The sequence below is a fragment of the Nitrospira sp. NS4 genome (assembly GCF_049546785.1).
In the GTDB taxonomy this organism is placed as follows: domain Bacteria; phylum Nitrospirota; class Nitrospiria; order Nitrospirales; family Nitrospiraceae; genus Nitrospira_D.
In genome coordinates, this window is sequence record NZ_JBMWAN010000002.1 from 423,363 (window position 1) to 449,429 (window position 26,067).

Here is a 26,067-nt window from a genome sequence, read left to right on the forward strand (position 1 = left end):
CATCCTGCTATGACTTGTCGTTCCAAAACTCATAGAAGTTAAACCAATTGTCCGGCGCGCGCCGGCAGAAGACCTCAAGGTGATCGGCGTACCGTTGCACCCACTGTTGCAGATCACCGGCCCGCTGTTCGCGCGACAACCGCACCCGTTCGCTGAAGAGTTCGAGGTGCACCTCGTATCGGCTTCCTCCCCGGTAGAGCCCGAAAAACAGGACCACCGGGGCACGGACCACATGAGCCAATCGCATTGCCCCCGTCGGGAACCGCGCCTGACCGCCCAGGAAACGACAGACGACCGCCTGATCGTCCCGCATCACACGATCGCCCATGATACCAACGACACCACCCCGATCGAGACACTCCTTCACTTGCAACATCGTCTCCGCCCCGCCGACCTGGATGACCGTGTCCGCCACGGCAGGATTCAGTTCCTGAATCAACCCGCGGATCAAGGGGGCATTCTGCTCATCCATGAGCACGCGGATTTCAATCTGCTCGCGGGAGAGCCCCACGGCCCGCACCGCCTCAAAACTTCCGAGGTGGGATCCCACAAGAATACAGCCGCGGCCTTTCGCCAGTTCCCGGTCGAGCACCTCCAACCCATGCACCTGAATGTCGAACCCATCGAACCGGCCGCCCACGAAATAGACCCGGTCGAGAATCGTTGAGGCAAAGGCATGAAAATGGCGAAAAAGATCGCGCCACCCCGCGGGGCGCCCGAGCGCCCGCGATCGAAATCGCCCGATCGCCCGACGGGCCGGCCCGGCGCTCAGGAGAAAATAGAGGCAGATCGGATAGAGCAGCGCCCTGGCGGCAGGACGGCCCGCTGATCGGGCGACCCACGCCATCAATCGGATCCCGATGCGGCTGCCGCGTTCCTGCTGCCGTTGCCACGCGACGCTCACGCCGGCCCCGCCTGTGTTGAGGCGCCGGACCTGAATTCGATGACCCCGGAGGCAATCGGACGGGCCTGCACGGTGCAAAGAAAGGCCGCGCGACCGGCCTCTTCTTCCTCCACACGAATGGTCACCGCCTCGCCGGGCCTGAGCGGAGTGGAAAACTTCACGACCGGGAACCCCGTCACCGACAGCGGAGCGGTCGAGCCCCGGCGCAGCGTCTCGATCACTTCGCTGAGGAGCACGACGCCCGGCACAACCGGATGACCGGGGAAATGCCCCGCCAGGGAGAGATGCTCATGGCCGATCGACAACACACGCTCATGCACCATGGTCTTGCCTTGCCAGCCATTCCCGGGCCAATTCCTGCAGGGATTCCCGGGGCAATTTGCCGGTCGCATTCCGGGGCAGACTGGGCACAGAGATCAACGGGCGCGGTAAAAACACCGGATCGATATGCGCTCGCAACGCGCGCTGAATCTCTTCGCCAGTCTGTCCCGGTGCCACGACAAACGCCATCAAGCGGGTGACCAGCTCCCCGCTCTCCTCCGGCAGAAAGAAGACGCCATCCTGCACCCCGTCGATAGCCAGCAACTTCTGATTCAAATCGCCGAGCGACACCCGATGGCCGGCCACATTGACCTGGTCCGCCTCCCGGCCATGGATGACGAACAGCCCCTCCGCATCGACGGTGATGCGGTCCGGCACCCGAACCGGCGCCGGAAGATACGCGGCCTGCACCGTCCAGGACCTGTCGGCCTGCACAAGACGGACGCCGTCCAACGGCCGCCATCGATCGCCGTCGATCGTCCTCCGCTCGGCCACGCTCCCGGCTTCGGCAAATCCGAAAATTTCATGCACCTCGGTGTGGAAATGCCGCTCGGCTTCCTCCGCCAGGCCGCGAGCCAGCGGGGCGGTCGCGGACAGGATCAGATGAACCGGCGGCACTCTCACCCCTTCTGTGACGCAGGCGCGGAGATGCAAGGGCGTGGTCACCAGGATCCGCTGTCCCGACACCTCGGCCAGGGCGCTCCGAATGTCGGCCGGAAAGAGCGGTCGCCCCGCGTGCATGACCAACCCATGCATAACCGGCAACATCACCGAGGCTTCCAGCCCGAACATATGTTGATGCGGAACGGTCGCCACTACCGCAGCGCGCTCGCCGGCCTTGATCCCGAGCCTGGCTCCGGTCGCGCAAGCCACGGCCGTGAGCGCTCCCCAGGTCTTCTTATTGGGCATCGGTTGTCCCGTGCTGCCCGAGGTGAACGCGATCGCCACGAGCTGACTCAGCGGGACACGGGGAATCTCCACCGGCCGGGGAGCCCTTCCTCCCCGTGACCGGATCGGGAGGGACTCGATCCCCTCAATGGCTTCGTCGGGATCCGTCAGCGCGTAGCTGTCCGGATAGTCGGCGGCGATGCGGCGGAGGGCCTGAGGAGCGCGGCTTTGGGGGAGCAGCGTCACCTGACGCCGCAGCATCGCGGCGGAAAATCCCACGAGAAACTCGTAGCGGCTGGTGGCAAGATTGAGCACGGCAGGCCGATCGGGCAACGACTCCACGAGGGAGGACACGTCGGCAAGAAACTGTCTCGCGGTGCGAGGCCCGCCCGACTCCCGGGCCAATACGTCGTCAGGATTGTAGGAGCCGATCAAGGGGGTGTCGTGCATAGCCCCACCGGCGGTCACTTCGTGCGGTTCTTCTCGATGGCTTTGGCCAACGCCCGCAGGGAGGAAAAGATCGCTTTGATCTCAGGATCGCTCGACTTCAGTTGATAGCCGTAGGTTTGGGAAATGGCCAGAGAGAGCTCCAAAGCATCAATCGAATCCAGCCCGAGCCCCTCACCGAACAACGACGCCTCCGGCTGTACGGCGGCCGGATCGACCTTGAGCTTGAGCGTCTGGACAATCAACCTGGCCACGTCTTGTTCGAGCGATGAAGAAGCGGACGGTTCCATTATGCATTCCTCGCTCTGATGGCGCGATAGTCTCGCACGAGCCCGTTGAACAGTTCGTGTAATGAGCAATCGGTGAGTCCGACCTCCTGCAGCGCGCCGAGGATCGTCTGCGGCGGCACGCAGTACTCGGTCGTGTCCCACCAGTACTCCATCAGCGTCTTCATGTCCCGGTTGCCGGTCGAGGCCGCGAAGACGATGCCCATCACGGTCTTGATGTAGAACCGCGACAGCGACAGCAGCAGCGGGGACCGCGGCCGGCAGATGTCCAGCAGCAACAGGATCCCTCCGGGCTTCAGCACGCGTCGATACTCGGAAAAGGCGGTCTTGAGGTCGGAGACATGGCGCAGCGCATAGCCCATGCTGAGAAAATCAAAACTTTCATCAGAGAAGGGAAGCTGCTCGCCGATTCCTCGCACCAGACTCCGGCAGGGCCCCTTCTGCGCCTCCCGCAACATCCCGATGCTGGGATCCAAACCGATTACCCGGCCGGTGGGCCCGACCAGTTCACGGGCGCATTGCGAGACCAAGCCCGGCCCGCAGGCGACGTCCAGCACCTGCATTCCCGGCTGAATCCCGGCTTCACGCAGCGCCTTTCGCCGGTACCAGAGACCGGACCCGAATCCGGTCGCTTTGTCGATATTGCGATATTGATAGGCCGTTCGATTGAACAGTTCGTTGAGAAAGGCTTGCCGCTCGTCTTCTTCAGCGTAATACCGGCGCAGCGGGGGGTGCGGGGGCACCGGCACCATGGGAACCCGGGCCACTGGATGTTCACCGGGGCGTTCTATCGTGTAGCTCATAATGGGGCCTCCCGCCACCCCGGACGGGCACTCTTGTAGCAGGACTCTTTCAGGCGGGCAAGGGGGCACCCGCTAAAAGAAGGCTTGAACGGAGAAAACAACGTCATCATCATGGTCCCGGTGATTGTACTCAACCCGCAACGCCCAGTTCTGTGACAGGGTGTAGCGCGACCCCGCGAACCACCGGATGTCTTCGGACTGCTCCCCCAACGCATACCGCAGATAGGACCCCGACAACATCAGCTTCCAACGGTCGGTCAGGTCCGCGAGCATTCCCACGGTCCCGCCGCCGCCGATCCGATGATGCTCGTCGTAGGCGTGGCTATAGTTGGCCTCCGCCTCGGCAAACGCGAAATACACTTCGCGCCTGAACAGACTGGATTCCATGGCGGCTCCGATCCCGCCGCTTGCCACGCCATTGCTACACAGCTCGCATCCGTTGTGCCGGATCGTGTTCATGCCGATATTGAACTTCCAGGAGGGTGCTTGCGAAAGCGCATCGATTGGCGCAAGGGATGTAATATTGATCAGTCCGAAGCGTTCGACACGCGCCTGCGACCGGTCGTGATAATGACGAAGCCCGACCGACACGATCTCTATCTGCGCATCAGGTGTATAGCCAGGCTCGGGATCGAGCAGATCATGGTACGCGGCTCGAAGATTCACCTCCTCGAACGCTCTCTGATTTCTCCACCCGGCCCCGATACCAAACCGGCTGGTCCCGTGGCCGAGGTCCGGCTGCTTTACGTATGGCTGAATTGGCAGATCCGGCGGGGTGACTTTTAGTTCGCTTCGTGCCCTGAGAATGCTCCGGTTTTTCTCCCGATACGGAGCCCCCTCCTCCCCTGCCCCCGCGCTGTGCTGCAGCAAATAGTCAGAGGCGGTCTCCAAGACGAAGGCTTGCCGATCGGATGGAAGCGTTTGGAATCCATCCTCTTTCAACCCCGCGGGGTTCCTGATCAAGCGATCGAGCCACATTCGCTCATCGCCGGTCATTGAGGCACGCTTCCGACGTACGAGCGTACTGCGGGAGGGGCGGGAGATCACCTCTCCGACCAGCCCTGATTCACGCAACCGTCGAACCGTGTCGACCGGAATCGTATAGGCCGGAAATGCGTCAAGGAGATGGGCGGACGGCTCAGCAGCCTCTATCAGGGAAAGGATGTGGTAGGCGCAGTTTTCACCGAAAAAATAATAATCGAAATACGCGTTCCCCAATTCCCAGGTGTGCATCAGGAGACGGGTCACCTGCCGCTCAGTCAGATTCAATCGATATTCCCAAATATCCCGATTGTCGATATCCCGATATTCCTGCACTTTTAAGTAATACGGGATCGTAGAGAAATACCCTGGGTACATCCCAAGCACTCCCTTGAAGACATACTCGATGCCGGTATCCGGCGGAAGTTCCGCCGCGTAGTTGATGGTGTAAGCCAGGATTCTCGTCTGCGGAGTCTGGTCCTTGCCGTCCACGCGAAGAAACGTATGCCCGAACATGGAAGAGGGATTGTTCATGAATCCCGTCGGAAAAATCAGACTGATCGCCTCGGCCTTAAACTCATCGAACCATTGCCTGAACCGTTCACATGGCAGCGGGGGCAACCGCGTGTCGTCAAATTGAAGCCGCTCCTTCAGCCAGTGATATCGGGCGACGAATGCACATTGCGCGGGCTGCTTGGAACGACCGACGAGATCGTCTGAAAAGAACCGGGTCAAGGTCGCAGCCAATTCCTCCCGTGGATGGGTCTTCCCTTGAGCGCCCAGGAAAAACCCGGGATCGTCTTGCATGCTCTCCACTCCACCGAGCCACGTCCGTCGGTAATGAAGCAGCACCTGCCACTCACGCTCGTCGGCAAGGCGTAGAGTCGCGGCGCGATCCTGCAATTCGTTCAAATAAGCCTGATCACCGAGCGAACCGCTGAATCCCTGGGACGGAACAAGACACGAGAGAAGAACGAGAAGGAAGCATAGTGGAAGGGTTCTTAAATCACCGTGGGGTCCCAGTAGTTGTAACCAGAACCCCACGGAGACAACAACTACTCGGCTGAAACTTTGGCCAGCATCGGATGCGTCGCCACCGCTTCGTTGAGCGCCTTCACAAGCGCGACAGGAGAGGCCTCTCCGGCCGCCATCAGCGACGCATACTTCTCTTGAGTCATCGCGAAGAAGGCCGGCTGTTGCGTCGCCGGAATTCCCATGAGCGTCGCCAATGATGCGAGGTGCTCGCCGCGACCCTGGGCCATATCCTGCGAGAGATTCTCGAAGTTCAGCGCGGCAAAGGCATCGACCTTGTGCTCCGCCCAGAACTTACCGTCGTTCGTGCAGTTAGATGTGCCGCTGCTGATTCCGAACGTTTGCGTGCCGAATGAGGCGTTTGTGGTTGCTTCCATCAGCTGGATCCCGATGGTCTTCTGGTGCGGATAGTTCTGAAAGGCCAGATGACCGAGACCACAGCCTGGTCCCGAATCCGGATTTCCTGCCAAAGCCAATCCGGTTTGCGTTGCCATGAACATTCCGACAACCGCTAACATAACAGCTTTTTTCATGAGTCCTCCTCCTTTTTGAATAAGTACCTCTCCCGCCAACGGGAGACTTTCAGTAATATAGTCCAACCCGGAACGGATGTCTCAAGAAAAATCTGATCCCGCCAGTCCTCCGTCACAGACGGCAGCTAGGTATGATTGCCTAAGACCGCTCTCCCTTCAGCTGCTCAACGGCCCATCGCGCCTGCTCCGATCCGACAACATCCGCGACGCGACCATCGCGGCCGATAAACCGCAGACTCCCGTCTTCCGGCGTCTCGGCTGTGACCAGCACATGTCCGCCCAGCTCGCGCAGACGCAGCTGATCTCCGTCATGTTCAATCGTCACCTGCTTCACGACCCGGCCCTGCCGCACGTAGGTCACATGCGCCGACTTCCGATCCTCCGCCCACGTCACGCTCGCCGTGATCTTCCCGAGTTGCACCTCGCGAATACGTCCCTCTTCATCCTGAGTCACTTTGACCGGATTCTGTCCGCTCCAGAACTGGATCGAATTGAAAATGAACGCATCCAGCAGCGCGGAAAACATATAGACGGGGACGACGATCATGCCGAAGAAGACCAACTCCTTCATCCACTTGTCGCTCACTTCGCCGCTCCCTTTGACTCCGCTGTTCCAGTGGTACACGTTGCGCGTCAGGTTGAACGGACCGTAACAGGCCGTGCTGACCGTCATGAAACCGGCCAACACTGCGGATGCAACGATTCTTCTCATGGGCGTGTCTTTCGTCATCTCGCAGCTCCTTTCGAACGTGATTTGAGGTCCTTTGTTGTGCCCGATCCGGCCGAATCCTTCAATCGAATCAATTGCGGCATGATCCGCCCCTCGTGAATGGTCAGCAACCCGACCCCGCGCGGGAGAGAAAACCGCCGGGGCCCGGCGGAACCGGGATTGAAGAGGATCGTGCCGCCATGACGATCGATTGCCGGACGGTGACTATGGCCGAAGATGCAGACATGGGGCTGTGCGTCGTCCAACCATTCACGCGCCTCATCCGTGAGATGTCCCTTCTCAAACAGAATGTGCCGTATGGCGATGATCGCGTCGGCGCGCCGGATGACGCGCACGCGCGGGAATCCGCTCCGCTCAAAGTCATCGACGTTACCCGACACCGCGACAACCGGTGCGATCTGTTGGAGCCGCCGGATGACGTCAGGACCCCCGATGTCGCCGGCGTGGAGAATGGTCGTTACGCCGGAAAAATGCTCGACGAGCGCCGGATCGAAGAGCCCATGCGTATCGGCAATCACGCCGAAACGAGCGAGGCCCTTTGGTTTCACGGCGCCGCGACCGGCTGAACTCCGAGCGAGCTCTGCACCGTCGTCCACTCGAAGGTAAAGGGCTCGGGCGACCGTTTCGGGAGAGCCGCCAGCTCCACCTTGAGGCGCTCGGCGCGGGCGCTGCTCATCGGATGGGTGGAGAGCCACTCCAAGCGCCCGTCGTCTTTCTCCGAAAGTTTCTGGAAGAAGGTAATCATGCCGGCCGGATCGATCTTGGCGCGATAGACCAATTGCAGCCCCGTCAGGTCGGCTTCCGTTTCCTGCGCCCGGTCGAACTTCAGCGTCAGCAACTCGACGCCAACTTGCCGCATCAATCCGATGAGCCCCTGCTGATCCCCGACGATGATCGCGACCACCGCCATCACGCCCATGTTCTTCACAATCCGCTCCAGCCCGTGCCGTTGCAGCACGTGGTTCAGCTCATGGCCCAGGACGCCCGCCACTTCCTCTCCGCTCTCGGCCTTCTTCATCAGGCCGGTGAAGACGACGACATAACCGCCGGGCAGGGCGAAGGCGTTCACGACGTCGCTCTTCACAACCGTCACTTGAAACTTGTAAGGGTTGTTCGGAACCTGCTCTGCCAGCCGCTGCGTGATCTCTTCCACTGCTTTGACGGCGGGCCCCTCTTTTATCACCTCTTGATGGCTGAGGAAATCGCGATAGGCCGCTTCGCCGAGTTTCTGCTCCCACTCCACCGGAATCCGGCTGACCGCCATTTCGACCAGCAGATCGGCCCCGAACCAGAGAGCCAGCGCCACGGCCGCAATCGCTCCGCCGACGGTTCCCCACATGACACGATGCCGGTGACGCACCTGACGCACCCGCTCTGCCGCTTGCTCGAACGGCTGGCTCAGATGATCCGGCGCCGCATCGCGAAAGGCCCGGATCAGATGCGGGTTCTTCAGGTACAGGGTACGCGCCCGCTCAGCCTCGCCCCACTTCAGCACGAGATGATCGTGGTCCAGCCCGCCGGCTGACACCGAGAAGGCCGGAAACGGCACCATCTCCTGTGCGCCCTCTCCACCGTCCCGCTCGAACGTGATGGTCAGTCCATGCCCCTCGACCTGCACGAAACAAGGCGCGCCGCTGGCAGGAAGTTCCTCACCGAAACAAAGGGCGTTAGGAGAAAACTTGGTCATCGTGGGATCAATTGACTTATTAGAGGCAGGGTTCTTATGCGGATGCTCAAAGCGGCGGCCAACAAGGCCGCAGGCGAGAGGCAACCGCAGGCGTACCCTCTGGGGTACGTTGAGGATTGGATCGAGACGAGAACGCAGTTCGCCGCCGTTTTCAGCATCCTCTACTCGGAGACCGGAATGAATTGTCTGATCCACGCGCCGAAGCTGCCAGGATTGCGGCTTTGAATATAGACCACACCGGGCCCGCGGAACCGGCAGACGAGGCCTTCACCTGAGGTGAAGCTCGCCACCCAGCCGGAGGCGGCCTTCTCGATGTTGTACGACGTCGTCGCCGACCAGGCGACCAGATGGCTGTTGTCCACGATGTATTCCTGATCCGGCTTTAACTCGATCTTATGAATCGCCCCGAAACTGTTCAACACCAACGTGCCCTTCCCGCCGATCTTCAGGATGAAAAATCCTTCGCCGCCGAGCAGCCCGCGGCTGAGACTCTGCATCTTGCTCTCGATCGTGATGGAGTCGGCCCCGGCCAGGAAGCCATCCTTCTGGACCATATATTCATTGACGCCGTCGAGTTCCAGGATGACGATTTCGCCCGGCACTGTCGGAGCCAGCAACACTTCACCGGCCCCGCGACTGGCCCGCAACGTCTGGAAGAAGAATTTTTCCCCGGTGAGCAACTTGCGGGACAAGGCCCCCAGAAACCCGCCTTCCATCTTGCTCTCGACATCCACAGTCGGCGACGAGCCCACCATCGCGCCGGACTCGGCCTTGATGTGTTCACCGGACGCCAACTCCACCCGCACCATCGGAAACGCGCCCGGATAGAGAATTTCGCTTTTCATGAATTGCTCTCCTGAGATAAACGCATCGCCCGCAGACAGCCTGCGGGGATTTATTGTGTGCGGTGATTCTGTGGAATACATCCGGCGCTGTCAAGCAACCGCGCAAACCGATCTTCGCGGATCAATGGCAGGACGGACGGGACGGTTTTGTAACGAACGGTCGCGCTGGCGAAGCTGGCGCCGAAAAGCCTCCCGCTCTTCGGGCGACATGTTCTTCCATCGTTGACGCATCTCGTGCCGTTCCTCCGGTGGGAGTGAGCGGAACCACTGGCGGGCATTGCGAATGGCCTCGCGCTTTTCAGGGGGCAGTTCCCGGATTCGCTGGAATCCTCCAGGCAGCCGCTGCTTCCCTTAACGTCCTGAGACACAACCGGTTGACCGTTCCGGCGAGGCCGACCGGGGACATACCATCGAGGAGCAGATGGGAGAGCAGTCAGACTGCGGAACGATGCGATCGGTTATTTGGGCTTCATGGAGGCTGAAGAACCTTTGGCGCTTCCGGACGAGGCCGGATTGAGAGGAATGGACACCACGACGTCCTGCTGTGGATCCGCATCCTGGTCTTTTCCATCATGGCCGACGCTGTAGATCACCCCTCGCGTGAGATTCACCAGCATGGGAATCCCCGTGTAGGGGTCATAGAACCGCTGGCCCGCTTTGGCAATGCGCGTCACCAGATCGCCCTCCTGGGACCCGCGGCGGAGCCAGGCCTGCAGGCTCGCGAGACGCAACCGCGCATCGGCATCGATAACCATCCCGTTATACCGGTCCCAGGACGGGAGCGGCTTGAGTCCCACGATGTTTTCAATCGGGTTAGTCAGATAATCCACGACCGTCGCCGGCGGATTCTTGATATAGGCGGCGCGCTTGGGCATGGCACCGTACCGTCCCTCGCCGGCCGCTTTGGACGACGCGTCGTAATATTCCGCATACTCGTTCAATCGCCGCTGTTTGGGGAGGGGCAGCCACCTGGCCACGGCGACATGCCAGGGTTTGTCGTCGCCGTGATCCTCCTTCAGTTGCGCATCGGTGGCCCGAACGGCCGCCGCCAGCTCACTTTGCATTGGCCAGCGCATGGACGACTCGACCTGATCGAGGGGGCGTAACAGATGCGTCAGGGAAGGAAGCGCCTGGCTGTCGAAATCCGGCTGAGCCAGTAATCCGGAGGCCACCGCGAGATCATCCTGAATCGCCTGGACGGCCAACATCTTCACGGGCAGGGTCTTCGCCTGGGCCAAGGCCGTGCGCCAGGCTTCCATATCCTCCTGAAGCCGGTGGATCCCGTTATCCGTCGGCTGTCCTGGCGCGAATCCCTCCGCCACATACAATCGATGGGTAAAGAGGATGGTTGCGCAGGGCGGCGCCACCGCCTGACCGTAGCCCCGATCCTCAAACGGCATCTTGAGCCACTGCCGATAGCGCCCGATCGACGATTGGGCCTGGTCGATCCATCCTTTCAAACCGTCCGCTTTCGTCTTGAACTGCGCTGCCGGATTGGACGACCGGAACCAGCCCTCCGCCACACTGGCCGTGGCATGGAGCGGCTCCTTTCCTGAACGGCCATCCGTCCCGCCCAGACAGGCTGAAGCCGCTTCGTCCTGGCTCAGACCCGGCTTCCGATCATACCCGGCTTGAATCGGATCAGCCCCGGCATCCGCATCAAACCCGAGCAACAGCAAATAGCCGTTGTTCCTGAAATCGATCGACGAACGTTGCGGGGACGCCGTCAAACTTTGGAACGCCGCACTCGGCTTCTCTTCCATCATGACCCAGGCCCCCCCCACCACTCCGATCGCGATCGCCGCCAATGCGCCGGCCAACACCACCAGCCCGACAAGCGACAGAATCAGGGCGTGAGTGGTCGAAAAACAGGAGCCGATGAAGGCGGACAGGCTGAGCCGGACACGAGCCAGCGTCGCACCGATTCGCGGACGCGGTTTGGCGACGGTCGCCCGTTCCGTCGTGCGCGTGTTCGTCTCACGCCCGGATGATTGGAAGAGCGCATCGACGGCTGACGCCACGGTGGACACCGCCGGCTCCCCGGATTCTCCCGAGGCCGCCGAGGCCGGTCTCGCAGGATGTACTTCTTGCAGATCCACAAACCGGATGGACTCGCCCGTTCTGACCCACTCCTCCTTTTCTTGAAAAGGAACGGACTCCGGCACAACCGAGCCCGCCGCCGCGGGCGCATCCTGCGATGGAAGCGCAGGCTCGATAGCCCCGACCTTCTCGCCCCCTGACACCACAGGAGACAGGGCCGGCTGCTCATCGGCAGTGTCCTTGGCATTCTGTCGGGAAGGCTGCTGAGGTTCGCCGGGTTCTTCAAGAGGGATTGGCGCCGATTCCGCGGCAAGACCTGAGCGTTCTGTCGCCGGAGAGATGGCAACTGGTATAGGCGCCGGGGGAATGTCCGCTGCCTCCGGTGTGGGTTGAGTCGGCTGAATGATGTCCGGTTTCGGAGACGCAACAGCGCCCTCTTTTGCCGCGCCCGAATATTGGCTCACCAGCGCCTGTAATGCCGGAAGGATGTCACGAGTCAGCGCCGGCGGGTTGAGGTCGCCGACGCCGACCGCTTTCTCTCCGCTGCTCGGCGCCGGTTCACTCGCAGCGAGCGGCACCGGAGACGAAGATGTCGCCTTGTCCGGCAAGACAACCGGAACATTTTCGGACTGCACTGACGGCTCAACAGCCCTTGAGGCGGGACGCGACGCCTCAGGTATCTCAGGCTCCTCTGCCGGTGCCGGGGCTAGCGCTTCACTCGATGAAAGACTCCGGAATGTTTCCGGCTCCACCGGGCGCTCGAGGCTGACTGCGGCGGTACTGAATTCCTCGTACGATATAGCCTCCTGCTCCGGAGCCGGGGCTATCGTCCCGCTTGAGGAGACAAACCGGAACTCCTCCGGCTGCACCGGCGGCTCGTGACTGACTGCGGCAAGACCGAATCCCTCGTGCGATACAGCCTCCTGCTCTGGAGACGCAGATGTCGCTTCGCTGGATGAGACACTTCGTAATTCTTCCGGCTGCACCGGCAGTTCAGGACTCACCCCGGCGAGACTGAATCCCTCGTGCGATACAGCAGCATCCTCCGGAGCCGGGGATGTCACCTCGCCTGCGGAGGCAAACCTGAACTCCTCCGGCTGAGCCGGTGAATCGTGACTTGGGACATCCCGTGACTGAGCCTCCTGCGCCGGAGACACGAACGGTGGCTCAACCTCGATCGCCGATTCCACAACTGGCGCGGACGCCGCCAATTCCATCGCTGACTCGCCCGACCGCGATCCGAACCCGACTTCTGGAGACGGATCGACCTGAACCGGCTCACTCGCAACCGCAATCGCCGGAGATGGTGTGGCAATGACCTCCGGATGATCAGGCAATGGAACGGACTCCGGAATTACCTTCGCGACAGCCGAATCCGATACGGAAACGATGGTCGTAGCAGGATCGGGCTCAACCGACTCCGGCAATGGAATGGTGACGGGACTCTCTTCTATCTGCGGGCTGAATATGGAGGATGCCACCGGATCCGGCAGGATCGTGGCAGCCGGCCGGGTGTCAGGGACCGGCTCCTCATGAACAGCTGGTGATACCGCTGGATAGACAGGGGCCGGTAACGGCTCTCCGGGTTGGTACCGATCTACCGGTGCAGCATGATGCCGCTTGGTCTTGGATGATGAGGGACCGTATTTCCAGTTGCTGAAGATCGACTCCCAGGAAGAACCGGTACCCTTGGGCTTCTCTGTCCTCTCCGGTTGAGGCGGATTTTCAGGTGGTGACGGAGAATCGGCAACCGTGGTTGAAACAGGTGCAGCGCCTTCCCCGGCGAAAGGCTCCGAAGCAGGACTCGATCGTTCAGGCGACAGCTCCTGCTGGTCCGTAACCGCGAGATGAGCCGCCTGAAGCGCAATCGACGAAGGTGCCGACAACGATGCTTCGCTACTGACCGGCTCCCGGTGAGAATCCGGGAGAGCGATCAGGGATTCCTGCTCAGGCTCCAACGACGTTGAAGCGGAAAGCGGTTCAACCACCGGGGACGGCGATACATCAACCGGTTGGGCCGGAGAAAGTGTGATCGCGTCACCGGTCGAAACAGATTCCCAACCGGCATGCGATGGGGAGAACAATTCCTGCGGCATATCTGCGCTCAACGCGTCAGACGTGGCCGATGTCGCATCAGGGGTTTTCCAGGCCGGCGCACCCCCGCCTTGCGGCTCCACCTGAACCGCGTCCGACAAGGCAAAAAATGGAGACTCTGTGGCGACTGAACTGTCCGACCTGGTCTCGGTGTCGCTGGACACCTCGGCTTGGGGAATGGTCACCGTGGCATCTTGTATCTGCTCCCACGGCATGGGAGCTGACACCGAGTCAGCGGTCTTCTCTATCTCCTGAGAAGATTCCCGACCTGCGACCTCGTACGACCATGGCACCTCGGACAGGGTCGCCACCGGTGGGTCCGGGTCCGTGACATCCTTCGAGGGTGGTTCGACGTCGCAACCGGCTTCCGCTGGCGGGATGATAACCGTGACCTCTTGCACCTGCTCCCACGGCATAGGGGCGGGAACGGATTCGATCGTCGGATCCGGCTGGAAAGCTCGCGGTCCCTCTTCGACGAGAGAGAGTGGCGCATCCGTCACAGCGGACTCGCTCATTCCGTTACAGGCCGGCTCGTCGGGAGCGGGAGAGGTCGGGTCGGAAGACGCGACCGCCTCGCCGGCCGCTGCAACATCCGTGGCATGACCATCCGGCGAATCATCCGCCCGAAGATCCGCTCCCGGCTCAAGCCCCGCTTCTATCTGGCTTTGTGCGGGCTCAGGCAACGGCACGCTCGATCCGGATTCGCCGAGTACCGGAGAAATCCTGTTTGCCCCTTGGGAGGTGCCGATCCCGCTCAGATCACACTCCAACGACGCGGGCACCGTGCCTTCCCTCTCCGCCAGCGCAGACTCAACAAGGTTCGCCGGAGCTTTGCCCGTCCCGTGACTGCCGGTCTCGAAAGGCTGTTCCGCAGGAGGCAACGATGGAGAGGCCTGCAAGTTCGCGTCATCGGAGTGATCACCGAGTAAAGGAGCGGAAGGAGCTTCGTCCACAACCTGATCCCACGGCATTGCCCCGGAAACCGGCGTGGGCGTCGCTAGCGGATCAGGGGGCGCTTCTGGGGCATCCGTTTCAAGCAGCTCCGTTGAGGGCGGAACCGTCTTGCTGAGTTCGGCATGGGCTGCGGCCGGGCGCACGAGCAGTTCTCCGGATCGCGCATCGAAGAACGACGCCAGCCGAAAGGCAGGGGGACTCGCCGGTGCGATGTCGCGGATCTTGGCATACAACTGCGCGGGCCAATGGGGATTCTCCGCATCAGGGTCATCGAGAAGAATGTCGATGGCCTTGCCGAATTCTTCCGCCGCAGCGAGCTCATCGCCTTTTTCCTGATAGACGATCCCCAGCTTCTCAATGAACGGCACACAGCGGGGACCGGCCACCAGATATTCCTGCAACAAGGATTCGGCCAGCCAGTAGTCCTGGCGTTCCAATGCCTCATTGGCCAGCGCCTCAAATGCCTGCCGGGCGGGCAGGAGGCTTCCAAGGCGAAGGTGCATCGTCGCAAAGAGCCGGCGGGCCTCCATGTTCTGAGGATCGAGCGCCAGCAATTCCTTCAGCACTGCTGAAGATCGCCCATACTTGCCGGCGTTCATCTGGGTGATGGCGTCTTCGAGGAGCTCGGTCTTCTTGCTATAGCCTCTCACCCCCGGCTTGCTGCCAGAGCCTGGTTTTTTCTTGTCGGTTTTGAGCGAAGGTTTCTTTCCCGCACGCACAATAATGTCTCTTGCAGATACGAAAGGGTTATGAGTCTTATCGGTAGCCGCGCCGCACGACTTAATCGGGCTCCTACGCCATCCCGGACAGCGAAACGAACCCCTTCACCATGCAAGCGATGCGCCTCTATCCTCACAGGCCATCGCGCGCTCAACTCGTTGAATACGCGGCACCTTCTTCTCGCTGCCTCCTCTACCTGCCAATCAGGCCTTCCATTTTTGAACAGGTGTGCAGGAAACGCCCACTCTCCTCTCACCAAACCGACCGGATGCTGACGCGCCCATGCCATGACTCGCCCGGCCTTGAACCCTGTGGCCCCGGACCGCCCGGCTGCCGTCCATTTTCAAGCCCCTGAGAGATTCAACATTCAGGAATGCGTCGGGACTTCCGATACAGCATCCGAGGCCGGCAGGCGGTACCTGCACACCTGACATCCTTGCTCTCTCACACAGAATGCGTGTCTTCTTCTGCCGGAAGGCGGGAACCTCTCTCGATGAAACACGTCGTCAGCACTGAAGTCTTGCCTGGCATGGTCTTCACCAGGCATTCCACCAACGTAACCGGCCTCCCGATCGTCTCAGCCGGGCCGCCCTGGACGACAGGATGATCGGACGCCTCAGCCATCAGTGACAGCGTCTACGTGACAGATCAGCGGAAGCCCGACGCCCCGGCAACCGGCCGTTCCGCATAGCCTATAGGCGCCGCATAGGCGCGGTTCGAGATGGAACGATGGCGGAAGGGCTGACCAGGCACAGCACAGCCGCAGCAAATCAGACGCCTTCACCGGCAGGGTTCACAGTCATCCCCCTCATCCGCCGTCACTTGTGAGCCCGGCTCATAGACATACCTCGAGGGATCACAGGCCCCTCTTCGCGGCCCTGCTTTGTGAGGACTTTGCCGCAGCGCAGGCCATGCCGGCCCCCTTCCCATGACGCGTCTCCGGCGAGATGCTGAATCGGCCGGCCCAACCCGATGACAGGCTCCGGCATGAGCACCTTCCGAACCTCCGCCAACAGTCGATGCACATGATCTCCGGACTTAAGCTCGGCATCCTCCAATACCGGCACCGGGAGCCCCGGCGCGCGCACGAGATCGCCGTTCGCCTCATCGAGAAGCCGCCGGGCGAACGCCTGGACCTTCCTGTGTAACGGCGGTGAATTCATCTCGATGCTCACTCTCCTGGTGCTCTCGCTTTATCGGCTGGAATCGGAAAAATCATGCGACCGTCAGCCATTCATGCCAGGCCGGACAGAGGCCCTGTTGCCCGGATCACACCCCGCGGAAATCCGCCCGGCGGTTGTCTCTCTCGATCCCCTATGATAGCTTGCCTAGGAAGCTCGATCTCAACAGCCTGCTAGGTCCAATACGTATCGAGGGAATGTGGCCATTGATCGGTTCCTGACAACGCCTCATCGAATCAGCCGGACGGCAAGCCGGCTCGGTGCGGCCTTCGTGCTGCTCGCCGCGCTCCTGCCGGGACCGGTCTACGCAGAAAGCCCGGGAGGCTCCCCCGGTAAGATCGCGCTCGACTTCAACGAGGTAGATATCCCGGTGTTCGTCCGCTTCATCAGCGAATTGACGGGCAAGAACTTCGTGCTCGACGACACGATCAAGAAACAGAACATCAAGATCTCCGTCTTTTCTCCGACGAAGGTGACCCCGGACCAGGCCTACAGCATGTTCGTGGCCGCACTGGAAGTCAGCCGCCTGGCGGTCGTGACCAAAGGCGGCGTCCATCAAATCGTGCAGATGGGCGAACTGCCTCCCGAACGCGGCGTCTACGTGTACAAGCTCAAGCATGCCAACGCCACTGATCTGGCCGCCGTGCTGACCAACCTGGTCGCCCGCTCGCAAACGGTCGCCCAGACGTCGCCGGGCATGAGACCGCCCATGCGTCCTCTGTCCGAGTTCGAAGCGCCGGTGCAGGTCTTTGCCGACAAGGCGACGAACGCCATCGTGGTCAGCTCCTCCAAGGCGGCCTATACCAGACTCCAATCGGTCATTCGCGATTTGGACACCCGGCGGAAACAGGTCTTTGTGGAGGCGGTCATTCTTGAAGTGCAGGTCGACCGGCTCAAGCAGATCGGCGTCGACCCTGTCCAGGTCCTGGGAGCGGGCAAGTCCGGATCGTTCCAAGGGATCGTCGGCGTCAACCGAGCGCCGGAGGACATTTCCTCGATCGCGCAAATCCTCGCGGGAGCCGCCGTGAGCGGCGGCACGCTCCCCATTCTGGACACCATCAATGTCCGCGCCTTCTTGAACTTTCTCCTGAACCTCACCGACACGAACGTTCTCTCGACGCCTCAAGTCCTGGCGGCCGACAACCAGAAAGCCAAGATTGTCGTCGGCGAAAATCGACCGTTCCCGACCGGTCAGGCGCAAGGCATCACCGGCGGCACATTGGTCACGATCGAACGGAAAGACGTCGGTGTCACATTGGAGCTCACCCCGCAGGTGCTGGAGGACGATCTGGTCCGGTTGGAAATCAAGCAGGAGATCACGGCGATTGCGGAGAATGTGGCCCAGACCATCGGCGCCGGCACCGCGAGCGTCCCCGTCGGCCCCACGACGACGAAACGGTCTATGGAAACCACGGCGATCGCGCATGACCAGCAAACGCTGGTGGTGGGAGGGCTCGTCCGGGATAACTTGACGATCAGCGAAAAAAAGATTCCGCTGCTCGGGGACATTCCCTGGCTCGGCTGGCTCTTTAAGTCCCAGACCCGGACAACCGAGAAGCTCAATCTACTCGTGTTCCTCACGCCTCACCTGGTCCGGGACGAGCACGATGTGGCCGAACTGAATGCGCGCAAAGCGAAGGAACTCAACATCCTCCAGCGCGACAACCGGATTGAAGAACCCACCAGGCTGAAGCAGGACGTCCTTGAGCGACTTGAACGGCCTGCGCCGGCGACGACCACTCCCCTGGAGCCGAAGACCCCATAGCCGGACCAGACACACTCACACATCCCCCATCAGGGGGATAGTACAACAATCCCTCCGCCCGCTAGCATGGCGGCCATGGCACAGATTGAATGGCCCCGGGCGCTGACAGAAAGCGTCCGCTCCTCCGAGCGTTTCCCCATGGCCTGCCCCGTCATTTACGGAGGGGCACCCTTCGTCGGTGAAGGATCGTTGTTGAATCTTTCCCTCACCGGCTGCTCCGTCAAGACCGATCGCACCGTCCTGACAGGCAGTTACATCCGCCTCAACGTGGTCATGCCCGACCACACCTCATCGCTCAGCATTGAACTGGGCAAGGTTCGATGGGTCCGGAACCATGCCTTCGGAGTCGAGTTCATCCGCCTGCCCAGGCTCTCCAACCAACGCCTCGACCGCGTCATCTGGGAACGATTGATCCAGTCGCTTCCGCGCCGGCCCGAGCCGCAATAGCCCCGCCACCAGCGACAGAGCATCCGGCAGACGAAGCCGCCGCGGCAAACGCTGCGAGCAAACACCTCCGGCGGTTTGTCTTCTGCCTGTGTCCGGTGAAGGGGAGCGGCTCTGGTGGTTACGGAAGGATGATGGCCTGCTCGGCGCGGCCGAGACCTGAGTGAAAGGTCACCCTGTCAGGACCGGGCGGTAGCAGGCGCGCGCGTAGAAAAGGTGAGTGCGAAGCAGAAGCAGGGATCGGATTCCGGCGTCAGCGCTGCGGTTGCAGCAGCGGTGTTCTTGTACTGCGAGGCCGGTCCATGCCGCCTAATTCTTGAGATCAATGCCCCCCGGAACCGACGGGACATAATTGGGATCAATCGTCTCCCAGACCCCGTCATGATCCGGGCTCGCCCCCCAGCCCCGCATGTACAGCAGCACCAGCACCGGCTCGGTCTTGAATAGCGTCGTCCCGGTCACTCGACCCACCACCGTCGTGCGCGCCCAGTCCCGATACTTGAGGGGGACTTGCTGCTTCGCCACGATCACCCAGTAAGAGCCGGCTTCGGGACCAGCTGAGTCGATGGGACGATGGGGCATATAATCCTGATCCAGCGGACGGTTCTTGACACGCAACAAGAGGTACTGCTCATCCTCTTCCTCTTCGATGATCGTCCCTCCCAACAACACCACCTTCCCGACGTACGATTCCTGACGGGCGGTCAGCGCGGTGAGCGTCACGCCGGGCTCCGCCATCCAGACATAGCGCCGCGGCACAGCGGAGCAGCCCCCAAGCCAGGCAGTCATGCTCATGGCCAAGACAAGACAGGCAGTCCACCGCTGGATCCTGGCGTAAGGAGTCATAGAGTCGTTTCCCCGGTTGCGTTGTGGGCAACGTTCGCTGCCTGCCATGCTGTCGTCCTCTCGTCCGGCCCAGCCGTGAACATCGTCTCAACCGGTACTTCTGCATCCCGCATGGGCGTTGGGGGAGGGATTCCCGCCGCTCTTATCTGGCCTGCATCGGAGCGTTCACGGCCTGCTGCCCGACGTCAGGATGCTGTTGGTGGACGGCAGCGAGCGTCGCGTCGCGGGCATCCTGCACCGTATAAGTGAAGGGAACTCCCATCGTCACCCGTCGAGGCACCTCAAGAAACAGTCGACCGATATACCGGGTGGTATCGGGAGCGACTGAAAAGGTCAGCCCCAGGTCGCCGCCCATGGCCGACAGCCCTTCGTGGCGAAAGGCCTTGAAGAGATAGGTGCCGGCCGGTAAGCGTGCTACAAAGATCCGCTCCTCCCCCGGCTTCGCATCCAATGCATACGCCGCATACGGATGCGCCCCTTCCCGATCATGTGCGTCGATTCTGACGATTTCAAAATCATAGACAAATCCGGCCGCCTTGCGACCGAACAGCCGATTGAACCAGGAGTCGGGCGGTTCCTGCTCCGCCTGCACGAGGACCGAGCCGATCACCACTCCCCCATCCGGTCCGGCAGGCTCGATCCGTCCACCCGACATGTCGAGTGAAGGCGTCGCGCAGCCGGCAAGGGCAAGCAGCGCCACGAGGCAGACCACCCGGCCAAACAGGTCACATCTCCGGCGCATCGCTGTTTCCGTTTTCCATAATGTTCATGACAGAGCCGACAGCACTCCTGTCATCTTGCCCCCCGGTAGTCACAAGAGACCCTCTCTCAGGACGCTACCGCATCATGGCTGGTCTCTCGTCAAGGCGTCAACTGGAGGGTCACCTGGGTGACATCACGGTCCTGATCGGGGCCGTCGTGTCCATGACCGCAAGCGCCGCGTCGCCGGTCGCAGGAACCTCCCTCCCCGCTCATCGATTCTCGCTGGAATTCAAACGGGAACCGTCAGATACATTTCCCTTACTCTTGTTCATGTGAGCATGAGGGGAAAAAATCCAAAGAAAAGTTTCGCTGAGTCCGTGATTTGGCATGAAACCGCTTAGTCCCCATCTTCTGTGGATAATTCTGTGTGTAACTTCAATTTCAGACGCAGAAGCGCAAGCTCTGCGCGGCGGCAGGACCAAAATGCCTAAAATATAGGCATTGATAGTTTGCGTGGAATACCACAAGATATTGTGGGTTAGCACATTTTTCTATTCTTTTATACACATTCCCAAGAGATTAACGCTTGACAGAAATGATTCACCGCTCCTGATGCAGCTGTTCGAACAGGAAGAATGAAAACTATCCACAGGCTCTGTGGTTTTCCGCCCTGAAGAGGCCTAATTGCCCGCTCAGAAAGGGGATTGGGAGCGGGTCGGCTTCAACGACTTCTCTGTCAAGGGCCACAGGAAAAGTCCTCGCATATCCAAATGGCCCTGGCGTCGATCCGAAGCGCTCTGCTTTCTCCGGTAGACGACAAGTCCGGCCGGCTCCCTGCAGGCCGGAATCGTCGCCGCTCCTTCCACTCCCTCTTGTGACTGCCTGACGAGCGGCCTAGAATCACCGCATGTCTCCTGACCCGGCTCTACCCATCAGACATCGAACCTTTCCGGTCCGGATGATCGCCGGCTGCCTGCTGGCCGCGATGCTGCTCTGGAACCAGCCCGCCTTTGCGCAGCAGGCGCACCAGCACGACCGCATGCCCAACGTGATGGAGTATCTCGACCGGCTCGACCGGCCGGAGCGCGACCAGGAACAGAAGCCAACGCTGGTCGTCGAGGCCTTGGGGCTGAAACCTGGCATGCAGGTGGCGGATCTGGGGGCTGGCTCAGGCTATTTCACCCGCCGCTTCGTGGAGGCCGTCACGGAAACCGGGAAAGTCTACGTCATCGACGTGGAACCGGACGCCCTCAAGTACGTCGAAGAAAGTCTCATCCATCTGCACCGGCCCTACAACGCGGAATTCATCCTGGCCAGGCCGGACAGTCCGAAACTGCCGGTCGAATCAGTGGATCTGCTCTTCATCTGCAATACCTATCACCATCTCGACGAACAGGTGACCTACTTTCGCAACCTGAAGTCCGCCTTCAAACCGGGCGGCCGCATCGCCATCGTGGATTACTATCACGACGAGCGCTCCGGCGAACTCGGGTTTCCCAAGCACCATCTCGTCCCGCGCGACCGTGTGGTGCAGGACCTTGCCGCCGCCGGCTACAAGCTGGTCAAAGAACATACCTTCCTGCCGAAGCAGTACTTTCTGGAATTTACCCTGGAGTGACGATGGGCGAGCGAACGCGCCCGGCCCGGCTAGGGGGCGATCTGGCAGGCGATTTTCCATTCCGTCTCGCCGTCGCTGCCGGGGATCACGCGGGACCACTGCCGGGTGCCTTGCGTGGTAAAGAAGGGGCGCCCCTTCCCCATCTGTTCCGTATAGTATTTCGTCCGGAGTAACCGGCCCTTGCCGGACCGGCAGTCGAACTGTTTCTTCACCGCCATCGAATGGTAGGGCCCTGTGGGAATCTGCCTGGTGACCTTGAAGTCCCTCAGCGTCCAGAGCATGACCCTCTGGCCGGTCGGAGCAATCGTCGCCATGTCCACATAGCCGTCATACTTGTGCGTGCCGCCGGCGCGCACCCATTCCGCCGACGCCGAACCGACGGTGCACAATAGCAGTCCGAACAGCACCAGCATGCCAGACAGACAGAACCCCCGGCGCATGCGGCTCACGGCTCCTCCTCTTCGACTGCATCGAGCGCCCGTTTGATTGCTGCAACGAAGGCCTCCGGCTGCCCCAGCGCCGCCTCCGTGAGTTGAAATTCCGACACCAGCACACCAGCCTTATCGACAATGATCAACCGATAGCCTTCACGCACCGTCCTGCTCCTTTCTCGAAGGGGATCAGCAAGAGCCTACCACAGCGAACCGCGACGCGGCCTGGCACGAGCCCGCGCGCCACGACTTGACGCGGCAGGCAGGCTGCGGCATCTTCCTGTACGACCGATTCACCAGGAGACCTGCCATGGCCGCCACCTCCGTCATGCTGCCGCTCGGCACCCCGGCTCCCGCCTTCCACCTGCGCGACGTCGTCAGCGGAGAGACCCATAACCTCGACTCGTTCTCCGGCAAGAGGGCCCTGCTGGTGATGTTCATCTGCCGCCACTGCCCGTACGTCGTCCACATCGAGCGGGAGCTGGCGAGGCTGGGGCAGGACTATCAGGAAAAGAGCATCGGGATCATCGCCATCAGCAGCAACGATCCTGAGAGCTACCCGGACGACGCCCCGCCGAAACTGAAGGAAATGGCCGGGCGACTCGGCTTCACCTTCCCCTTCTGTTGCGACGAGACACAAGAAGTCGCGAAGGCCTATCGCGCCGCCTGCACGCCGGACTTGTATCTCTTCGATCGAGACCGGCGGCTCGTCTACCGCGGACAGCTCGACGACAGCCGACCCGGCAACGGCAAACCCGTGACAGGCCGCGACCTGCGCGCCGCCATCGAGGCCGTCCTCGCCGGCCAGCCGGTCGAGTCCAACCAGAGGCCCAGCATCGGCTGCAGCATCAAATGGAAACGCGGCAACGAACCGGACTATGCGCGGTAGCGCGTATCGGCGCGATCGAGGCGGGACAGGGTTGGGCTTACCGGGACGGGAACCGGTCACTCTGATCCGATCTCGTAGGTCAACGTGACGGTGGCCTCGACCGTCATCTCACCGGAAAAGACCGGCGGCTCGTTGCCGCCATCCATCGCCATCATCGCCCGTGAGACATGGGAGGCCGGGCGGACCACGTGGCTGGCTTCATTGACGCCCGTCAGCCGGACCAGCTTCACGTGTAAGGCCTCGCTCAAGGCCGTCGCCTTTTCGCGCGCCCTGGCCGCGGCCTGCCTCAACGCGCCGAGCTTCGCCTGCTGTTCGTCACGGAGCGCCCAATGCAGGCCCTGGAAGTGATTCGCCCCGGCCGCCAGCGATTCCTCGATCACCGGGGCCACCTTCTCCGTATTCCGCACCTCCACCGTCACGCTGTTGCTCACCACATAACCGATGATCTCGGGTGGAGCCGGCGGCGCGTCGGCGGGACGCTTGGGCGGCGGCTTGTATTGCGGCGAGACTGTGAAAGACGAGGTCTGGATGCGCTCCTTCTCGATCTGCAACTCCCGCAGCCGCGCCGTCACCTTCTGCATCACCTGGTTGTTTAGCCGCTGCGCCTCCGCGAGCGACTTGCCGGCTGTCTCCATGCCGAACGTCACGAACGCCGTATCAGGCTCAACCGCCAGCCGGCCGCTGCCGGTCACCGTCAACGCCGGCGCCTCCGGCTTGGCCTCATCATGGGCTTGTGACGCGACCGGGAACGCCAGCAACCCCATCAGCAGTGCGACAACGACCATGCGCCTCCCTCCCCTCATGATGATACGACGCGTGCACATGCGGGCCAGCCTACTCCCCGTCGGAGATCAGCGCAAGCAGCAGAGCGGGTAGGTCGTTCAAGAAGAAAGCACTGAAATCTTCGGCAAGACAAGACGTCCAGATGGCGTCAGCCGCCGAGCTTGAGCCAGACGTAGGGTGAGAAGTGATAGGCCGCGAGGACAGCAGCAGGCCGAGCACCGCGCCGAACAGGCATGGCCTGAATGGAGAACAGACCCCGCGCCCCGAACCTGTGCAGCGACAACAGACTCGGGCCGCCTTGTCTGTGCCTCAAAGCGGGCGCGGAGCGTCAGCAAGACTCCATCCTCGCCTGCGCGTACGAAGCCTTCCCTGACGCCCCCGAATCAACGCGCCACTAGCCCACCTTGATCTCGATGGCCTTCGGTTTCGCCTTCTCGGATTTCGGGAGATGCACCTGAAGCATGCCCTCCTTGAAATCGGCGGTCACCTTGCTCCCATCCGCATCCTCCGGAAGCGAGAAGCTGCGCACGAAGCTCCCGTAGGCGCGTTCGACCCGGTGATACTTTCTCCCCTTTTCCTCCTTCTCGAACTTCCGTTCACCGGAAATCGCCAGGACATCATTCTCCACCGTGAGCCGTACATCCTCTTTCTTCATGTCCGGCAGCTCGGCTTTGATGAGATATTCCTTCTCATCCTCCGTGATGTCCACCAGCGGCGACCACTGGGCGACCGTCAGGGCTTCCTTTCCCCCGTTCCCTGTCGCCTCCCGTGTGGCGAACATCGTCGCCAACCGGTGTTCCAATTCATCCCGATCCTTAAACGCATTCCATCGAGTTCTGCTCAGCGGGTCCCAACGTAAAAGCGTGTTCATGGCTTCATTCTCCTCTGGCGATCGACCTGGATATCCATTTCGACCGCCGGTATGTGTGGTTACTGACTCGATGCGCCGGCCAGTTGCCGTTCCGCCTGCAACCAGTCCTCCAAAGCCAGGCCGTCCTGTCGTCCCCGTCGTTCGTACAATTCATAGGCGCGCCGCGCAATCCGGTCTTGCGCCTTCGCACCGTTCGGAGTGGCCTTGGGCGTGCCGGCCGACATGGCCGGCGTTGCGGGTTGTAAAACAGCTTCCTTGATCATCATCCACCTCCTCACGCTGCCGTGTTGTTCATGGTTGACTGAGTGCGCCCCTCTGCCGTCCGTCGAGGCCACCGGCCCTATCGACGGACGGGGAGTGTGCACATTGTCGGCGAAAGACCTTAGGCCTTCTCTTTCACCGTCAGATCGTTCTTCACCGACTTCACGCCGGGAACCTGCCAGACCGTCGAAGACGCCTGGGCACTCGTCATCAGGTCCGCCACCTCGCCGCTCAGCGAGACGACGCCCGCATTCGTCTGCGCGCGAATCCCGGCGTTCTTCAGATGGGCGTCTTTGGCAATCCGCTCGTTGACCCGAGTGGTAATCGCCTCATCCTTGTCGTCCGTCGCCTCGCGTTTGGACGGCGCGACCACCTGCAATTCGTTCTTCACCGTCTTGACGCCGTCGATCCCCTTGGCGATCCCTTCCGCCGCCTGCTTCGCCGCATCGGAATCCACCTTGCCGCGGATGATCACCGAGCCCTGTGCGCTCTCGACGTTGATTTCACTGCCCTTCACCCGGGCATCGGCAAACAGCGCAATCTTCGTCTTCGCCGTCAGCCAGGCATCATTGATCGGCGTCTTCTCGTCGGCCTTGCCGACCGCATGCGCCGACCCGGAGAGGATTGTCCCGCCGAGGACCAAAGCCGTGCAGAGTGTCAATACAGTGCGTGTGTTCATCCTGTTCTCCCTCATTGAAATGTAAACGTGCGTCATACGTCGTCGTGTGTGAATGGTATCCATGCCGTGCGGCTACTTCCCCGCGGGTTTCGGCGCCGACTTCTCGTGCCACTGGTCCGCCCACTTCATCAGCTCACTCTTGTTGTCGCCATACCGTTCCTGCACTTTCCCGAGAAACTTCTCGTAGTTCCCGGCGATCTGCTGCAGATCGTCATCGGTAAACTCGCCCCACTTCTGCTTCAGTTCGCCTTTGAACTGCATCCACTTCCCCTTGAGTTGCTCCGCGTTCATCGCATCCTCCTCCTTGTGTAAAGATTGACCTTCTGGCCAG

Annotated in this window: 27 protein-coding genes; 4 read left to right on the forward strand and 23 right to left on the reverse strand. The window is 61.3% G+C overall.

What is annotated here, in order from left to right; translation table 11 throughout:
- Nucleotides 1-7: 7 nt before the first annotated feature.
- From ACO9S2_RS06570 to ACO9S2_RS06635, 14 genes are all read right to left on the reverse strand, one after another.
- Nucleotides 8-904: a lipid A biosynthesis acyltransferase gene (locus ACO9S2_RS06570; RefSeq protein ID WP_423721156.1), complete on the reverse strand. Its 897-nt coding sequence runs from the start codon at nucleotides 902-904 to the stop codon at nucleotides 8-10.
- The gene (locus tag ACO9S2_RS06575; protein WP_423721157.1) at nucleotides 901-1,227 is read right to left on the reverse strand and encodes a hypothetical protein; all 327 of its coding nucleotides are present in this window, start codon (nucleotides 1,225-1,227) and stop codon (nucleotides 901-903) included. Before ACO9S2_RS06575 ends, ACO9S2_RS06570 begins: the two co-directional genes overlap by 4 nt.
- Complete coding sequence (locus ACO9S2_RS06580; protein ID WP_423721158.1) at nucleotides 1,217-2,563, reverse strand: AMP-binding protein; 1,347 nt, start codon at nucleotides 2,561-2,563, stop codon at nucleotides 1,217-1,219. The genes ACO9S2_RS06575 and ACO9S2_RS06580 overlap by 11 nt, the downstream gene beginning before the upstream one ends.
- Before the next feature lie 14 nt (nucleotides 2,564-2,577).
- Complete coding sequence (locus tag ACO9S2_RS06585; RefSeq protein WP_423721159.1) at nucleotides 2,578-2,850, reverse strand: phosphopantetheine-binding protein; 273 nt, start codon at nucleotides 2,848-2,850, stop codon at nucleotides 2,578-2,580.
- Nucleotides 2,850-3,650 (reverse strand): class I SAM-dependent methyltransferase, encoded by an 801-nt coding sequence (locus ACO9S2_RS06590; RefSeq protein WP_423721160.1) that lies wholly within the window; start codon nucleotides 3,648-3,650, stop codon nucleotides 2,850-2,852. The genes ACO9S2_RS06585 and ACO9S2_RS06590 overlap by 1 nt, the downstream gene beginning before the upstream one ends.
- Nucleotides 3,651-3,722: 72 nt before the next feature.
- Nucleotides 3,723-5,543 (reverse strand): DUF4105 domain-containing protein, encoded by a 1,821-nt coding sequence (locus ACO9S2_RS06595; protein WP_423721161.1) that lies wholly within the window; start codon nucleotides 5,541-5,543, stop codon nucleotides 3,723-3,725.
- 143 nt (nucleotides 5,544-5,686) lie between these two features.
- Entirely contained in the window at nucleotides 5,687-6,196 is a 510-nt protein-coding gene (locus tag ACO9S2_RS06600; protein WP_423721163.1) for a DUF3015 domain-containing protein, read from the reverse strand.
- Nucleotides 6,197-6,335: 139 nt separating this feature from the next.
- Nucleotides 6,336-6,926 (reverse strand): DUF3332 family protein, encoded by a 591-nt coding sequence (locus tag ACO9S2_RS06605; RefSeq protein WP_423721164.1) that lies wholly within the window; start codon nucleotides 6,924-6,926, stop codon nucleotides 6,336-6,338.
- Nucleotides 6,923-7,474, reverse strand: coding sequence for a metallophosphoesterase family protein (locus ACO9S2_RS06610; RefSeq protein WP_423721165.1), 552 nt, complete (start codon nucleotides 7,472-7,474; stop codon nucleotides 6,923-6,925). The genes ACO9S2_RS06605 and ACO9S2_RS06610 overlap by 4 nt, the downstream gene beginning before the upstream one ends.
- Nucleotides 7,471-8,613 (reverse strand): M48 family metallopeptidase, encoded by a 1,143-nt coding sequence (locus ACO9S2_RS06615; RefSeq protein ID WP_423721166.1) that lies wholly within the window; start codon nucleotides 8,611-8,613, stop codon nucleotides 7,471-7,473. Before ACO9S2_RS06615 ends, ACO9S2_RS06610 begins: the two co-directional genes overlap by 4 nt.
- A 161-nt stretch (nucleotides 8,614-8,774) precedes the next feature.
- Nucleotides 8,775-9,458 carry a TIGR00266 family protein gene (locus tag ACO9S2_RS06620; protein WP_423721167.1) on the reverse strand — a complete coding sequence of 228 codons (684 nt, stop codon included), beginning with the start codon at nucleotides 9,456-9,458 and terminating at the stop codon, nucleotides 8,775-8,777.
- Between the two features lie 90 nt (nucleotides 9,459-9,548).
- Nucleotides 9,549-9,797 carry a DUF3106 domain-containing protein gene (locus tag ACO9S2_RS06625; protein WP_423721568.1) on the reverse strand — a complete coding sequence of 83 codons (249 nt, stop codon included), beginning with the start codon at nucleotides 9,795-9,797 and terminating at the stop codon, nucleotides 9,549-9,551.
- Between the two features lie 119 nt (nucleotides 9,798-9,916).
- Nucleotides 9,917-15,265, reverse strand: a complete 5,349-nt coding sequence (locus tag ACO9S2_RS06630) for a hypothetical protein (RefSeq protein ID WP_423721168.1) — start codon at nucleotides 15,263-15,265, stop codon at nucleotides 9,917-9,919.
- 819 nt (nucleotides 15,266-16,084) lie between these two features.
- Nucleotides 16,085-16,429, reverse strand: coding sequence for a hypothetical protein (locus ACO9S2_RS06635; protein ID WP_423721169.1), 345 nt, complete (start codon nucleotides 16,427-16,429; stop codon nucleotides 16,085-16,087).
- A gap of 217 nt (nucleotides 16,430-16,646) precedes the next feature.
- Between ACO9S2_RS06635 and ACO9S2_RS06640 the strand changes: the two genes are divergently transcribed.
- Both ACO9S2_RS06640 and ACO9S2_RS06645 read left to right on the forward strand, forming a co-directional pair.
- On the forward strand, nucleotides 16,647-18,212 hold the full coding sequence (locus ACO9S2_RS06640) for a type II secretion system protein GspD (protein ID WP_423721170.1): 1,566 nt from the start codon (nucleotides 16,647-16,649) through the stop codon (nucleotides 18,210-18,212).
- A 75-nt stretch (nucleotides 18,213-18,287) separates the two neighbouring features.
- The gene (locus ACO9S2_RS06645; protein WP_423721171.1) at nucleotides 18,288-18,659 is read left to right on the forward strand and encodes a PilZ domain-containing protein; all 372 of its coding nucleotides are present in this window, start codon (nucleotides 18,288-18,290) and stop codon (nucleotides 18,657-18,659) included.
- Between the two features lie 306 nt (nucleotides 18,660-18,965).
- Here the strand turns inward: ACO9S2_RS06645 and ACO9S2_RS06650 are convergent, their stop codons facing one another.
- Nucleotides 18,966-19,445, reverse strand: coding sequence for a Slp family lipoprotein (locus ACO9S2_RS06650; protein ID WP_423721172.1), 480 nt, complete (start codon nucleotides 19,443-19,445; stop codon nucleotides 18,966-18,968).
- A 199-nt stretch (nucleotides 19,446-19,644) separates the two neighbouring features.
- Complete coding sequence (locus ACO9S2_RS06655; RefSeq protein ID WP_423721173.1) at nucleotides 19,645-20,244, reverse strand: hypothetical protein; 600 nt, start codon at nucleotides 20,242-20,244, stop codon at nucleotides 19,645-19,647.
- 867 nt (nucleotides 20,245-21,111) lie between these two features.
- On the opposite strand from ACO9S2_RS06655, the gene ACO9S2_RS06660 reads away from it, so the two are divergent.
- The gene (locus ACO9S2_RS06660) at nucleotides 21,112-21,822 is read left to right on the forward strand and encodes a class I SAM-dependent methyltransferase (RefSeq protein WP_423721174.1); all 711 of its coding nucleotides are present in this window, start codon (nucleotides 21,112-21,114) and stop codon (nucleotides 21,820-21,822) included.
- A 29-nt stretch (nucleotides 21,823-21,851) separates the two neighbouring features.
- Here ACO9S2_RS06660 and ACO9S2_RS06665 read toward each other — a convergent pair whose 3' ends face one another.
- The gene (locus ACO9S2_RS06665; RefSeq protein ID WP_423721569.1) at nucleotides 21,852-22,262 is read right to left on the reverse strand and encodes a surface-adhesin E family protein; all 411 of its coding nucleotides are present in this window, start codon (nucleotides 22,260-22,262) and stop codon (nucleotides 21,852-21,854) included.
- A gap of 5 nt (nucleotides 22,263-22,267) precedes the next feature.
- Nucleotides 22,268-22,417 (reverse strand): hypothetical protein, encoded by a 150-nt coding sequence (locus ACO9S2_RS06670; RefSeq protein ID WP_423721175.1) that lies wholly within the window; start codon nucleotides 22,415-22,417, stop codon nucleotides 22,268-22,270.
- Between the two features lie 146 nt (nucleotides 22,418-22,563).
- On the opposite strand from ACO9S2_RS06670, the gene ACO9S2_RS06675 reads away from it, so the two are divergent.
- Complete coding sequence (locus ACO9S2_RS06675; RefSeq protein ID WP_423721176.1) at nucleotides 22,564-23,142, forward strand: thioredoxin family protein; 579 nt, start codon at nucleotides 22,564-22,566, stop codon at nucleotides 23,140-23,142.
- Nucleotides 23,143-23,198: 56 nt separating this feature from the next.
- On the opposite strand, the gene ACO9S2_RS06680 is transcribed toward ACO9S2_RS06675, so the two are convergent.
- The 5 genes from ACO9S2_RS06680 to ACO9S2_RS06700 form a co-directional block, all read right to left on the reverse strand.
- Nucleotides 23,199-23,927, reverse strand: coding sequence for an SIMPL domain-containing protein (locus ACO9S2_RS06680; protein ID WP_423721177.1), 729 nt, complete (start codon nucleotides 23,925-23,927; stop codon nucleotides 23,199-23,201).
- A gap of 392 nt (nucleotides 23,928-24,319) precedes the next feature.
- On the reverse strand, nucleotides 24,320-24,796 hold the full coding sequence (locus tag ACO9S2_RS06685) for an Hsp20/alpha crystallin family protein (RefSeq protein ID WP_423721178.1): 477 nt from the start codon (nucleotides 24,794-24,796) through the stop codon (nucleotides 24,320-24,322).
- A gap of 59 nt (nucleotides 24,797-24,855) precedes the next feature.
- A complete protein-coding gene (locus ACO9S2_RS06690) occupies nucleotides 24,856-25,062 on the reverse strand; it encodes a DUF2934 domain-containing protein (RefSeq protein WP_423721179.1) in 207 nt (68 codons plus the stop codon).
- Between the two features lie 116 nt (nucleotides 25,063-25,178).
- Nucleotides 25,179-25,736 carry a BON domain-containing protein gene (locus ACO9S2_RS06695; RefSeq protein ID WP_423721180.1) on the reverse strand — a complete coding sequence of 186 codons (558 nt, stop codon included), beginning with the start codon at nucleotides 25,734-25,736 and terminating at the stop codon, nucleotides 25,179-25,181.
- A gap of 72 nt (nucleotides 25,737-25,808) precedes the next feature.
- Nucleotides 25,809-26,027, reverse strand: coding sequence for a CsbD family protein (locus ACO9S2_RS06700; RefSeq protein WP_423721181.1), 219 nt, complete (start codon nucleotides 26,025-26,027; stop codon nucleotides 25,809-25,811).
- Nucleotides 26,028-26,067 lie beyond the last annotated feature (40 nt).